Annotated in this window: 11 protein-coding genes; all 11 read left to right on the top strand. The window is 70.1% G+C overall.

Annotated elements, in window-relative coordinates:
- Positions 1-20 precede the first annotated feature (20 nt).
- The 11 genes from hisG (at position 21) to AC3A3J_RS10290 (ending at position 12,806) form a co-directional block, all read left to right on the top strand.
- Positions 21-860 (top strand): ATP phosphoribosyltransferase, encoded by an 840-nt coding sequence (gene hisG, locus AC3A3J_RS10240; RefSeq protein WP_487672175.1) that lies wholly within the window; start codon positions 21-23, stop codon positions 858-860.
- The gene (gene hisF, locus AC3A3J_RS10245) at positions 860-1,621 is read left to right on the top strand and encodes an imidazole glycerol phosphate synthase subunit HisF (protein WP_487672176.1); all 762 of its coding nucleotides are present in this window, start codon (positions 860-862) and stop codon (positions 1,619-1,621) included. The genes hisG and hisF overlap by 1 nt, the downstream gene beginning before the upstream one ends.
- Complete coding sequence (gene hisI, locus AC3A3J_RS10250) at positions 1,618-1,977, top strand: phosphoribosyl-AMP cyclohydrolase (protein ID WP_487672177.1); 360 nt, start codon at positions 1,618-1,620, stop codon at positions 1,975-1,977. Before hisF ends, hisI begins: the two co-directional genes overlap by 4 nt.
- Complete coding sequence (locus AC3A3J_RS10255; protein WP_487672178.1) at positions 1,974-2,564, top strand: Trp biosynthesis-associated membrane protein; 591 nt, start codon at positions 1,974-1,976, stop codon at positions 2,562-2,564. Before hisI ends, AC3A3J_RS10255 begins: the two co-directional genes overlap by 4 nt.
- A 47-nt stretch (positions 2,565-2,611) precedes the next feature.
- Positions 2,612-2,842: a DUF6704 family protein gene (locus tag AC3A3J_RS10260; RefSeq protein WP_314647433.1), complete on the top strand. Its 231-nt coding sequence runs from the start codon at positions 2,612-2,614 to the stop codon at positions 2,840-2,842.
- Positions 2,843-2,844: 2 nt separating this feature from the next.
- The gene (gene trpC, locus AC3A3J_RS10265) at positions 2,845-3,621 is read left to right on the top strand and encodes an indole-3-glycerol phosphate synthase TrpC (RefSeq protein ID WP_487673096.1); all 777 of its coding nucleotides are present in this window, start codon (positions 2,845-2,847) and stop codon (positions 3,619-3,621) included.
- On the top strand, positions 3,618-4,838 hold the full coding sequence (gene trpB / locus AC3A3J_RS10270) for a tryptophan synthase subunit beta (RefSeq protein WP_487672179.1): 1,221 nt from the start codon (positions 3,618-3,620) through the stop codon (positions 4,836-4,838). Before trpC ends, trpB begins: the two co-directional genes overlap by 4 nt.
- The gene (trpA, locus tag AC3A3J_RS10275; RefSeq protein ID WP_487672180.1) at positions 4,835-5,638 is read left to right on the top strand and encodes a tryptophan synthase subunit alpha; all 804 of its coding nucleotides are present in this window, start codon (positions 4,835-4,837) and stop codon (positions 5,636-5,638) included. The genes trpB and trpA overlap by 4 nt, the downstream gene beginning before the upstream one ends.
- 10 nt (positions 5,639-5,648) lie before the next feature.
- Positions 5,649-6,677: a prolipoprotein diacylglyceryl transferase gene (gene lgt, locus AC3A3J_RS10280; protein ID WP_487672181.1), complete on the top strand. Its 1,029-nt coding sequence runs from the start codon at positions 5,649-5,651 to the stop codon at positions 6,675-6,677.
- A gap of 146 nt (positions 6,678-6,823) precedes the next feature.
- Positions 6,824-11,347: a glutamate synthase large subunit gene (gene gltB, locus AC3A3J_RS10285; RefSeq protein WP_487673097.1), complete on the top strand. Its 4,524-nt coding sequence runs from the start codon at positions 6,824-6,826 to the stop codon at positions 11,345-11,347.
- Entirely contained in the window at positions 11,340-12,806 is a 1,467-nt protein-coding gene (locus AC3A3J_RS10290) for a glutamate synthase subunit beta (RefSeq protein WP_487672182.1), read from the top strand. The genes gltB and AC3A3J_RS10290 overlap by 8 nt, the downstream gene beginning before the upstream one ends.
- The last annotated feature ends 48 nt before the right edge of the window (positions 12,807-12,854 follow it).

Below are 12,854 nucleotides of genomic sequence, written 5' to 3' on the forward strand. Positions count from 1 at the left end.
GATTCGATCTGAAAGCCGACATGCTCCGCATCGCCGTTCCCAACAAGGGCTCGCTGTCCGAGACCGCCGCCGACATGCTCGCGGAGGCCGGGTACGCCGGCCGCCGCGACCCCAAGACACTGCACGTGATCGACGCCGAGAACGACGTCGAGTTCTTCTTCCTCCGTCCGCGTGACATCGCCACGTACGTCGCCTCCGGCGCGCTCGATGTCGGCATCACCGGGCGGGATCTCCTCCTCGACGTCCAGCAGCCCGCTCGCGAGATCGAGCAGCTCGGCTTCGGCGGTTCGACGTTCCGCTTCGCCGGCCCTCCCGGCCGGTTCTCGAGCATCGAGGACCTCGACGGCGTGCGCGTCGCCTCGGCCTACCCCGGACTCGTGGGTGCGTTCCTGCGCGAGCACGGCGTCAGCGCCGAACTCGTGCAGCTCGACGGCGCCGTCGAATCGGCGGTGCGCCTCGGCGTCGCGGATGCGGTCGCCGACGTCGTTTCGACCGGCACCACGCTCCGTCAGGCCGGGCTGGAGATCTTCGGACCGGTGATCCTCGAGTCGGAGGCCGTCCTCATCAGCCGTCCCGGCGACGCGGAGGGCACGGACACCCTGCTGCGTCGGCTGCGCGGTGTGATGGTCGCCCGCCGTTACGTGCTGCTGGACTACGACCTCCCCACCGAGCTCGTCGATCAGGCCGTCGCGATCGCGCCCGGACGCGAGTCTCCGACGATCTCCCCCCTGCGCGACCCCGCATGGGTCGCCGTGCGCGTCATGATCCCGCGCAAGCGCGTGAACCAGATCATGGACGAGCTGTACGCGCTCGGCGCTCGCGCGATCCTCGTCACGGCCATCCACGCCGCGAGGCTCTGATGACGCTCGCACGACGCGTCATCCCGTGCCTCGATGTGGCCGCCGGACGCGTCGTCAAGGGGGTCAACTTCGAGAACCTGCGCGACATGGGCGACCCCGTGGAGCTCGCGCGCCACTACGCAGCGCAGGGCGCTGACGAGATCACCTTCCTCGACGTGACGGCGACCGTGGATGCACGCGCCACCACCTACGATGTCGTGCAGCGCACCGCGGAGCAGGTGTTCGTGCCGCTCACCGTCGGGGGAGGGGTGCGCAGCGTCGACGACGTCTCGCGGCTGCTCGCCGTGGGTGCCGACAAGGTCGGCGTGAACTCGGCGGCCATCGCACGGCCCGACCTCATCGGCGAGATCGCCGACCGGTTCGGCGCGCAGGTGCTGGTGCTCTCGCTCGACGTCAAACGGGCCCCGGGCACCCGCTCGGGCTTCGTCGTGACGACGCACGGTGGACGCACGCAGACCACGCTCGACGCCCTCGACTGGGCGCGGGAGTCGGCGGAGCGCGGGGCGGGGGAGCTGCTGGTGAACTCGATCGACGCCGACGGCACACGCGACGGCTTCGACCTCGAACTCGTGCGTCTGATGCGAGAGGTCGCGTCGGTGCCGGTGATCGCCTCGGGCGGGGCAGGTGCTGTCGAGCACTTCGCGCCGGCGATCCAGGCGGGTGCGGATGCCGTGCTCGCCGCCAGCGTCTTCCACACCGGGGCGATGCAGGTCGGCGATGTGAAAGATGCGCTGCGCGCGGAGGGAGTGCTGGTCCGATGACCGATCTGGAGGCGCGCATCGCGCAGGTCGCCTGGAACGCCGACGGGCTCGCGCCCGTGATCGTGCAGCAGTGGGACTCCGGCGAGGTGCTCATGCTGGCCTGGGTGGATGCCGAGGCACTGCGACGCACACTCACCTCCGGTCGTGCGACCTACTGGTCCCGTTCCCGGCGCGAGTACTGGCGGAAGGGCGACACGTCCGGCCACATCCAGGTCGTGCACGAGGCGAGACTCGACTGCGACGGCGACGCCATCCTGCTGCGTGTCGATCAGACCGGTCCCGCCTGCCACACGGGCACGCGCACCTGCTTCGACACGACCGACCTCGAGGCCACCGCAGGGAGTGCCGCTCGATGAGCCTGGCGCGGCGCGGCCGTTCGATCACGCTCCTGGGCTACCTGCTCGCCGGAGCGGTCGGCATCATCTCGTCGACCCAGACCTGGCTGACCGTGCAGCGTGCAGACGAGGGGTCCGACATCCTCGTCCCCGGCGCATCGGCGTCGGTGCTGCTCGCCCCCCTGAGCCTGGCTGTGCTCGCCCTCGCAGCGGCGACGTCGATCGCGGGCCGCGTGCTGCGCGTCGTGTTCGCCGTGCTCGGCGCCGTCGCCGCTCTCTTCCTCGGCTGGACGACGCTGCAGCTCCTGCTCGGCGACACGCTCGCAGCCGTCGGCCCGACCGTCACCGAGGCGACCGGCCTCGCCGGCACGGACGCGGTGGCCGCCGTCGTTGCGAGCGTCGTCCCCTCGGTCTGGCCGGTCCTCGCCCTGATCGGGTGGTCCGTGCTGCTGCTGGCCTCGGTGTTCGCGCTGATCACCGCGCGGGGCTGGAAGGCGGGCGGCCGCCGATACCGCACGGCCGAGGACGCCGCCGCCCACGCCGACGGACCGGTGGACGCGATCGATTCCTGGGACGACCTCTCCCGCGGAACCGACCCCACCCGATGACCCCGATAGACTGATCCAGATCCCGCTGACGTTCCCCGGAGGAGACCATGACCAACCCGATCGCCGACCCCGGACACGGACACTCGCCTGCGGCCTGGACCGCCGTCGTGATCATGCTCTTCGGCTTCGCCGCAGGCACCGTCGCCTTCTGCTTCGAGCAGCCGACCCTCGTGTGGATCTCCGCCGCGATCATCCCGATCGGCGCCCTCGTGGGGTGGATCCTCGCGAAGGCCGGATACGGCGTGAAGGGCCCCAAGTACTCGCCGAAGGCGCACTAATGGTGCTCGCCGACCTCACGGCCGGCGCTGTCGCCGACGCAGAGCGTCGCGCCCTGACCCGGCCCCTCGCCGAGGTCGAGGCGGCGGCGCTCGCCCGCCCTGCCGCCAAGGACGCCGTGGCGGCTCTCGCTCCCTCCGAGCGGGTGAAGATCATCGCCGAGGTGAAGCGCGCGAGCCCCTCCCGCGGTGCCCTGGCCGAGATCCCCGATCCCGCGCACCAGGCCGCGCTCTACGAGACCGGCGGAGCCTCGGCGATCAGCGTGCTGACCGAGGAGCGCCGCTTCGGCGGGAGTCTGTCCGATCTCGAGGCCGTCACCGCCCGGGTGTCGCTGCCCGTGCTCCGCAAGGACTTCATCGCGACGCGCTACCAGGTGCTCGAGGCCCGGGCAGCGGGAGCCGACCTGGTGCTCCTGATCGTCGCTGGGCTCGACGCGCCCGTCCTGCGCGACCTGTACGGGTTCGTCCGCGAACTCGGCATGACGCCTCTGGTCGAGACGCACTCGGCCGACGAGATCGAGGCCGCGATCGACCTGGGTGCCCCGCTCATCGGCGTGAATGCCCGCGACCTCACCACGCTCGAGCTCGACCGCGACCTCTTCGGGCGCCTCGTCGACCGCATCCCCGCCGGTACCGTCCGTATCGCGGAGTCCGCCGTCCTGACACCCGCCGACGTCGCGCACTACCGCGGCGCCGGCGCCGATGTCGTGCTCATCGGCGAGGCCCTGGTCACCGGAGACCCGGTGGCGACCCTCTCGAGCTTCCTGGAGGTGGGCGCATGAGCCTGCGCGACCAGCACGGCCCCTATTTCGGCTCCTACGGCGGGCGTTACATGCCCGAGTCGCTGATCGCGGCGATCGACGAGCTGACCGCTGCGTACGAGGCGGCGATCGTCGACCCCGAGTTCCGCGCCGAGCTCGCGTCGCTGCTCTCGTCGTACGCCGGGCGTCCGTCGCCGCTGACCGAGGTCGAGCGCTTCGCCGCCCACGCCGGCGGTGCCCGGGTGTTCCTCAAGCGGGAAGACCTGAACCACACCGGCTCGCACAAGATCAACAACGTCCTGGGTCAGGCCCTGCTCACCAAGCGCCTGGGCAAGACGCGCGTGATCGCCGAGACCGGCGCGGGTCAGCACGGCGTCGCCACCGCGACCGCCGCTGCACTGTTCGGCCTCGACTGCACCATCTACATGGGTGAGGTCGACACCGAGCGCCAGGCCCTCAACGTCGCCCGCATGCGTCTCCTGGGCGCCGAGGTCGTGGCCGTGACCTCGGGCTCGCGAACGCTCAAGGACGCGATCAACGACGCGTACCGCGACTGGGTGGCGTCGGTCGAGACGACCAACTACATCTTCGGCACGGCGGCGGGACCGCATCCGTTCCCCGCGATGGTCCGCGACTTCCAGAAGATCATCGGCGAGGAGGCCCGCGAGCAGCTGCTCGCCGAGGCCGGCCGCCTGCCGGATGCGGTGGTCGCCTGCGTGGGCGGCGGATCGAACGCGATCGGTATGTTCGACGCATTCCTCGATGACGCATCGGTACGCCTCTACGGCGTCGAGGCGGCGGGCGACGGGGTCGACACTCCGAAGCACGCCGCATCGATCGAGCGCGGCCGTCCCGGCGTGCTGCACGGCTCGCGCACGTACGTGCTTCAGGACGACGACGGGCAGACCGTCGAGTCGCACTCCATCTCCGCCGGCCTCGACTACCCGGGCGTCGGGCCCGCGCACTCCTGGCTCGCCGACCTCGGCCGCGCCGAGTACATCCCGGCGACCGACGACGAGGCGATGCAGGCGCTCCGGCTGCTCAGCCGTACGGAGGGCATCATCCCGGCCATCGAGTCGGCGCACGCCCTCGCCGGCGCGCTGCGGCTGGGTCGGGAGATGGGGCCGGATGCCGTCATCGCGGTGTGCCTGTCGGGGCGCGGCGACAAGGACATGGACACTGCGGCGCGGTACTTCGACCTCTACGACGCGTCCACCGCCGACGGCGGCCACGCGTGAGCCGCGTCGAGCGGGCGTTCGCGAAGGCGGAGGCCGCGGGGCGCAAGGTGTTCGTCGGCTATCTGCCCGTCGGATACCCCGACCTCGAGACGAGCATCCAGGCCGCGCTGACTCTCGCGCGCAACGGTGTCGACATCATCGAGCTCGGGCCGCCCTACAGCGACCCGGTCATGGACGGCGCGATCATCCAGGAGGCGACGACGGCTGCTCTCGCCGCAGGATTCCGCATGGCCGACCTCTTCACGGCCGTCCGGCGGATCACCGCCGAGACCGACGTACCAGTTCTCGTGATGACCTATTGGAACCCCGTCGTGCAGTACGGCGTCGACCGCTACGCCGACGACCTCGTGGCGGCGGGCGGAGCGGGCCTCATCACGCCCGACATCACGCCGGATGTGGCGGACGAGTGGATCGCCGCGAGCGAGCGCACCGGACTCGACCGCGTGTTCCTGGCCGCTCCCACGTCGTCCGACGAACGCCTCGGCCTGGTCGTCTCCTCGTCGACCGGCTTCGTCTACACGGTCTCGACCATGGGCATCACGGGGGAGCGGGCCGAACTCGACCGCGCCGCTCGCACGCTCGTCGGCCGCCTCCGTGCGCAGGGGGCCGCGCGCGCCTGTGTCGGCATCGGCATCTCGACGGCCGAGCAGATCGCGGCCGTGTCGGAGTACGCCGACGGCGCGATCGTGGGCACGGCCCTGGTGCGCGCCCTCCGCGACGGGGGACTGGACGCCCTCGCCGATGTCACCCGAACCCTGGCAGGCGGCACCTCGTCGTCGAGCCCCGTCTCCGAGAACTAGGATCGCATTCATGTCCCTCGCGCTCCACAGCACCGTCACCGGCGTGCTCACCAGCATCCCGAGCCCTCCGAGCTCGTCGTTCCAGATCGGCCCGGTCACGATCCACTACTACGCGTTGTGCATCATCGCCGGCATCATCGTCGCCGTGCTGCTCACCAACCACCGCCTCACCAAGCGCGGGGGCGAGCCCTGGGTCGTCATCGACATCTCGATCCTCGCGGTGCCGCTGGCGATCATCGGCGCGCGCATCTTCCATGTCGCGACCCACCCGAACGACTACTTCGGTCCGGACAAGAACACCTGGAACCCCTTCATGCCCGGTTCTGTCTGGGCGATCTGGGAGGGCGGCATCGCGATCTTCGGTGCTCTCATCGGCGGTGCGATCGGCGCGTACCTTGGCTGCAGGTGGACCGGCATCCGTTTCTGGTCGTTCGCCGACGCTCTCGCCCCCGGCCTGCTGCTCGCACAGGCCATGGGCCGCTTCGGCAACTGGTTCAACCACGAGCTCTACGGCCTGCCGACCGACCTCCCCTGGGGTCTCGAGATCGAGTCCACCAACAGCGCCTTCCCCCCGGGACTCCCGGAGGGCACCCTCTTCCATCCCACGTTCCTCTACGAGGTGATCTGGAACGGCCTCGGCGTGCTCGTGCTGCTGTGGCTGAGCCGGAAGCTGTTCTTCCAGTGGGGTCGTCTCTTCGCGATCTACCTCATCTGGTACTCGGCCGGTCGTGTGGTGTGGGAGTCGATCCGCATCGACCCGAGCGAGATCATCCTGGGCCTGCGCAGCAACGTGCTCGCCGCGATCATCGGCATCCTCGTCGGCATCGTCATCCTCGTCGTGCAGACGCGTCGTCACCCCGGCCTCGAGCCGTCGCCGTACGCCCCCGGCCGGTCGCGGAAGGACCTCGACGGCGCTGATGTACAATCGCAGAACAATCCCTCTGACTTCGTCGACGTGAGCGAGCCTCCGGCAGACGCAGTCACCGCAGGAGCCACCGCCACAAGCGCCGCTCCCACGAGCGAGGACGGCTCTCGATAACGCCGCCACCTCGTGGCGCGAGACCATATGCACTGAACGAGCGGGCCAACGTCGTCCCCGGTTCCCTTTCGAGACTCTGAGGACGGTTACTGGTGTACTTCCAGCCCCCTTACGGCGCCTCCGGCGCCTACCCCCCGCAGCAGGGCATGTACAACCCGGCGTTCGAGAAGGACGCCTGCGGCCTCGCGATGGTGGCGACGCTCCGCGGTGAGGCGGGGCACGACATCATCGCGCTGGCCCTCGAAGCGCTGCGCAACCTCGAGCACCGCGGTGCGATCGGCTCCGACGCCGGAACCGGCGACGGAGCGGGCATCCTCACGCAGATGCCGGATGCCTTCCTCCGCGCGGTCACCGACTTCGAACTGCCGCCGATGGGGGAGTACGCCGCGGGTCTCGCGTTCCTGCCCCGCGACTCGAGCGACCGCCGCCAGCAGAAGGCCGGCATCGAACGCATCGCTCGCGACGAGGGACTGCGGGTGCTCGGGTGGCGCGACGTCCCGACCGCGAACGAGAACCTGGGCAAGCTCGCCGACGAGGCCCGCCCCGCCTTCGAGCAGCTGTTCGTGAGCGCCGGCGGCACCACGCATGCCCACGCCCCGCTCACGGGCATCGCGCTCGACCGCGTCGCGTATCGCCTGCGCAAGCGCGCCGGTCAGCAGCTCGGCGCCTACTTCGTCACGCTCTCGAGCCGCACCCTCGGGTACAAGGGCATGGTCACGACCCTGCAGCTCGAGCCGTTCTACCCCGATCTGCAGGACGAGCGGTTCGCCTCCGAGCTCGCCGTGGTGCACTCGCGCTACTCGACGAACACCTTCCCGTCGTGGCCGCTCGCGCAGCCGCTGCGGATGCTCGCCCACAACGGCGAGATCAACACCGTCGGAGGCAACCGCAACTGGATGCGCGCCCGGCAATCGCAGCTCGAGTCCGAGCTGCTCGGCGACATGAAGCCGCTCCTGCCGATCTGCACCGACGGCGCGAGCGACTCCGCCTCGTTCGACGAGGTGCTCGAACTGCTCACGCTGACCGGGCGCAGTCTCCCGCACGCCATCATGATGATGGTTCCGGAGGCGTACGAGAAGCAGACCGACATCTCGCCGGAGCTGCGCGCCTTCTACGAGTACCACTCGAACCAGATGGAGCCGTGGGACGGCCCCGCCGCCCTGATCTTCACCGACGGCACGCTTGTGGGCGCCACGCTCGACCGCAACGGGCTCCGCCCCGGACGCTGGACCGAGACCACCGACGGGCTGATCGTCATCGGCTCGGAGACCGGTGTGCTCACCTTCGAGCCCGAGCGCATCAAGCGCCGCGGCCGCCTGCGCCCCGGCAAGATGTTCCTCGTCGACACCGCGCAGGGACGCATCGTCGAGGACGAGGAGATCAAGCACGACCTCGCGACGCTCGAGCCCTGGCAGGAGTGGCTCGACGCGGGCAACGTGCGCCTCGCGGAACTCCCCGAGCGCGAGCACATCGTGCACCCGCCGGCCTCGATCACCCGCCGCCAGCGCACCTTCGGGTACACCGAGGAGGAGGTCCGCATCCTCCTCACCCCGATGGGTCAGAACGGCGCGGAGCCGCTGGGCGCCATGGGATCGGACACGCCCATCGCGGTGCTCAGCAAGCGTCCGCGCCTGCTGTTCGACTACTTCACCCAGCAGTTCGCGCAGGTCACCAACCCGCCGCTGGACTCGATCCGCGAAGAGGTCGTCACCAGCCTCAAGCTCGGTCTGGGCCCCGAGAGCAACCTGCTCACCTGGGGCCCCGAGCACACGCGTACGGTGTCGCTCGACTTCCCCGTGATCGACAACGACGAGCTGGCGAAGATCCGCCACATCGACAAGGCGCTGCCCGACCGCTCCAGCGTGACGATCCGCGGTCTCTACCACTTCGATGCAGGCCCCCAGAGCCTGGCGGCCCGTCTCGACGAGATGTGCGGAGAGGTCGACGAGGCGATCGCGGCCGGCGCGGAGTTCATCATCCTGTCGGACCGCGACTCGAACAAGGACCTCGTCCCCATCCCGTCGCTGCTGATGGTCGCCGCGGTGCACCACCACCTCATCCGCCGCGAGAACCGCATGAAGGTCGGTCTGATCGTCGAGGCCGGCGATGTGCGCGAGGTCCACCACGTGGCCACCCTCATCGGCTACGGCGCATCGGCGATCAATCCGTACCTCGCGATGGAGACCGTCGAGCACCTCGCCCGCACGGGCTACATCACCGGTATCACCCCCGAGAAGGCGGTGCGCAACCTCATCTACGCGCTCGGCAAGGGCGTGCTGAAGATCATGTCGAAGATGGGCATCTCCACGGTGTCGTCGTACGCGGGTGCGCAGGTGTTCGAGGCCGTGGGCCTCAGCCAGGAGTTCATCGACGCGTACTTCACCCGCACCGAGTCCAAGCTCGGCGGGATCGGCATCGAAGAGGTCTACGCCGAGAACCAGGCGCGTCACGACTACGCCTACCCCGAGGACGCGGCGGCCCGCGCGCACGAGCGGCTGTGGACGGGCGGCGAGTACCAGTGGCGCCGCGACGGCTCGCCTCACCTGTTCAGCCCCGAGACGGTGTTCAAGCTGCAGCACGCCACGCGCACGCGCCGCTACGACATCTTCCGCGAGTACACGAAGCTCGTCGACGACCAGGCAGCCGAGCTGAAGACGCTGCGCGGCCTCTTCGCGCTGCGCACCGGCACCCGCCGGCCCGTGCCGATCGACGAGGTCGAGCCGGTCTCGTCGATCGTGAAGCGGTTCTCCACCGGCGCGATGAGCTACGGCTCCATCTCGCAGGAGGCGCACGAGACCCTGGCCATCGCGATGAACCGCATCGGCGCCAAGTCGAACACCGGCGAGGGCGGCGAGGACGCGGAGCGTCTCATGGATCCGGAGCGCCGCAGCGCGATCAAGCAGGTCGCGTCCGGTCGGTTCGGTGTCACGAGCCAGTACCTCACCGAGGCCGACGACATCCAGATCAAGCTCGCGCAGGGCGCCAAGCCCGGCGAGGGCGGTCAGCTGCCGCCGCAGAAGGTGTACCCGTGGGTCGCGCGCACGCGCGGCGGCACGCCCGGCGTCGGCCTCATCTCGCCGCCGCCGCACCACGACATCTACTCGATCGAAGATCTCAAACAGCTCATCTTCGACCTGAAGCGGGCGAACCCCGAGGCGCGCATCCACACCAAGCTCGTGAGCCAGTCGGGCATCGGCGCGGTCTCGGCCGGCGTGGCGAAGGCGCTGAGTGACGTCATCCTGGTCTCCGGACACGACGGCGGCACCGGGGCGAGCCCTCTCAACTCCCTGAAGCACGCGGGCACGCCGTGGGAGCTCGGTCTGGCCGAGACGCAGCAGACGCTCATGCTCAACGGCATGCGCGACCGCGTCGTCGTGCAGGTCGACGGACAGCTCAAGACCGGCCGCGACGTCGTGATCGGAGCCCTCCTGGGGGCCGAGGAGTTCGGTTTCGCGACCGCCCCGCTCGTGGTGAGCGGATGCATCATGATGCGCGTCTGCCACCTCGACACCTGTCCGGTCGGCGTCGCGACGCAGAACCCGGCGCTGCGCGAGCGATTCACCGGCAAGCCCGAGTTCGTCGTGAACTTCATGGAGTTCATCGCGGAGGAGGTCCGCGAGCACCTGGCGGAGCTCGGCTTCCGCTCGCTCGACGAGATCGTGGGCCGGACGGAGCTGCTCGAGACCAACGCGGCGGTCGAGCACTGGAAGGCCGAGGGACTCGACCTCGGTCCGGTGCTCGACGGCCCCGCCTTCCCGGCCGGGGAGGCGCGGCGCAGCCGTCGGGCTCAGGACCACGAACTCGACAAGCACTTCGACGTCCAGCTCATCGACATCGCGAAGAACGCTCTGCTGAACGCCGAGCCCGTGGTGGTGGAACTGCCCATCGCGAACACCGAGCGCGCGGTCGGCACCATGCTCGGGCACCAGGTGACGGCGCGTCACGGCGCAGCCGGCCTTCCGCAGGGGACGATCGACGTGACCCTGCGGGGTACGGCGGGACAGTCGCTCGGCGCCTTCCTTCCGGCGGGGATCACCCTCCGCCTCGAGGGCGACGCGAACGACTACGTCGGCAAGGGCCTCTCGGGCGGCGATATCACGGTCCGCCCGCCGCGGGGCGCGGACATCGCACCGCACGAGAACGTCATCGCGGGCAATGTCATCGGCTACGGCGCCACCGCGGGGACCATGTTCCTCTCGGGCGTCGTGGGCGAGCGCTTCCTCGTGCGCAACTCCGGTGCGACGGCGGTCGTCGAGGGCGTGGGCGACCACGCGCTCGAGTACATGACCGGTGGCCTCGCCGTGATCCTCGGACCCACGGGGCGCAACCTAGGCGCCGGGATGTCCGGGGGAGTGGCGTACGTCCACGCCCTCGAGACCGCGAAGATCAACGCCCAGTCGCTCAGCAGCGGCGAGCTGATCCTCGACGCGCTCGACCGGGCCGACCTCGAGGTGCTGCGCGGTCTTCTCGTGGAGCACGTTGAGCGCACGTCCTCTCCGCTGGCGTCGTCGATGCTGGAGCGCTTCGACGAGGTCTCCGCCGAGTTCGTGAAGGTGCTGCCGCGCGATTACGCCGCGGTGCGCACCATGCGCGAAGAGGCTCTGGCCGAGGGGATCGACCCCGACGGCGACATCGTCTGGAACCGCATCCTGGAGGTGACCGGTGGCTGACCCCAAAGGCTTTCTGAAGGTGACCGAGCGGGAACTGCCCCCGCGTCGACCCGTTCCCGTGCGCATCATGGACTGGAAAGAGGTCTACGAGCGCGGTGACAGCGCCGTGATCAAGCGGCAGGCCGGTCGTTGCATGGACTGCGGCGTGCCGTTCTGCCACTCCGGATGCCCTCTCGGCAACCTCATCCCGGAGTGGAACGACCTCACCTGGCGTGGCGAGGGCCGTGCGGCGATCGAGCGGCTGCACGCCACGAACAACTTCCCGGAGTTCACCGGTCGCCTGTGCCCCGCGCCCTGCGAGAGCTCGTGCGTGCTGGGTATCAATCAGCCCGCCGTGACCATCAAGCAGATCGAGGTCTCGATCATCGACGAGGCGTTCGCCAAGGGATGGGTCGAGCCCGAGCCGCCCGAGCGCCTGACGGGCAAGACGGTCGCGGTCGTCGGCTCCGGCCCGGCCGGTCTGGCCGCGGCGCAGCAGCTGACGCGTGCCGGCCACACGGTGGCGGTCTTCGAGCGGGACGACCGCATCGGCGGCCTGCTGCGCTACGGCATCCCGGACTTCAAGATGGAGAAGTCCCAGCTCGAGGCCCGCCTCCGCCAGATGCAGGAGGAGGGCACCCGGTTCCGCGCCGGCGTGGAGATCGGCAAGGACATCTCCTGGTCCGACCTGCGCGCGCGCTACGACGCGGTCGTGATCGCGACCGGGGCGACCGTGCCGCGAGACCTCGCCATCCCCGGCCGCGATCTGCACGGTGTGCACTTCGCCATGGAGTACCTGGTCGAGTCGAACCACGCCGTGGCCGGCGACGTCGTGCCCGACCAGATCAGCGCCGAGGGCAAGCACGTGGTCGTCATCGGCGGCGGCGACACCGGTGCCGACTGCATCGGGACCGCGCACCGTCAGGGTGCCCTCAGCGTGACCAACCTCGCGATCGGCAAGCAGCCGAGCGAGACGCGCCCCGACCACCAGCCGTGGCCGATGATGCCGACCGTCTTCGAGGTGCAGTCCGCGCACGAGGAGGGTGGGGAGCGGGTCTTCCTCGCGTCGACCGTCGAGTTCCTCCCGAACGAGGTCGGCGAGGTGCGTGCGATCCGCGTCGCCGAGACAGAGTTCATCGACGGCCGCCGCGTGCCCAAGAGCGGCACGGAGCGCGAGATTCCCGCGGACCTCGTGCTCATCGCCCTGGGCTTCACCGGCCCCGAGGCCGACGGCTTCACCGACGAGCTCCGTCCGCAGACGACCGACCGCGGCGCGTTCCAGCGCGACGACTCCTACGAGTCGTCGGTGTCGGGGGTGTTCGTGGCCGGCGATGCCGGGCGCGGGCAGTCGCTCATCGTCTGGGCGATCGCCGAGGGACGCGCAGCCGCGGCGAGCGTCGACGCCTACCTCATGGGCGAGACCGTGCTCCCGTCGCCGGTGCGCCCGCGCGATGTCGCGATCGGCCTGCAGCCCGCGTAGGCTGAGGCCGGCACCGTCGCCCGATTTACATCCCCCTATCACCCTGGA

Source organism: Microbacterium sp. Soil_N32, from assembly GCF_057655505.1.

What these genes read in the sequence shown, in the direction of transcription:
- hisG (WP_487672175.1), top strand. Translation starts at nt 21, where the DNA reads ATGCTCCGCATCGCCGTTCCCAACAAGGGCTCGCTGTCCGAGACCGCC.
- hisF (WP_487672176.1), top strand. Translation starts at nt 860, where the DNA reads ATGACGCTCGCACGACGCGTCATCCCGTGCCTCGATGTGGCCGCCGGA.
- hisI (WP_487672177.1), top strand. Translation starts at nt 1,618, where the DNA reads ATGACCGATCTGGAGGCGCGCATCGCGCAGGTCGCCTGGAACGCCGAC.
- AC3A3J_RS10255 (WP_487672178.1), top strand. Translation starts at nt 1,974, where the DNA reads ATGAGCCTGGCGCGGCGCGGCCGTTCGATCACGCTCCTGGGCTACCTG.
- AC3A3J_RS10260 (WP_314647433.1), top strand. Translation starts at nt 2,612, where the DNA reads ATGACCAACCCGATCGCCGACCCCGGACACGGACACTCGCCTGCGGCC.
- trpB (WP_487672179.1), top strand. Translation starts at nt 3,618, where the DNA reads ATGAGCCTGCGCGACCAGCACGGCCCCTATTTCGGCTCCTACGGCGGG.
- lgt (WP_487672181.1), top strand. Translation starts at nt 5,649, where the DNA reads ATGTCCCTCGCGCTCCACAGCACCGTCACCGGCGTGCTCACCAGCATC.
- gltB (WP_487673097.1), top strand. Translation starts at nt 6,824, where the DNA reads ATGTACAACCCGGCGTTCGAGAAGGACGCCTGCGGCCTCGCGATGGTG.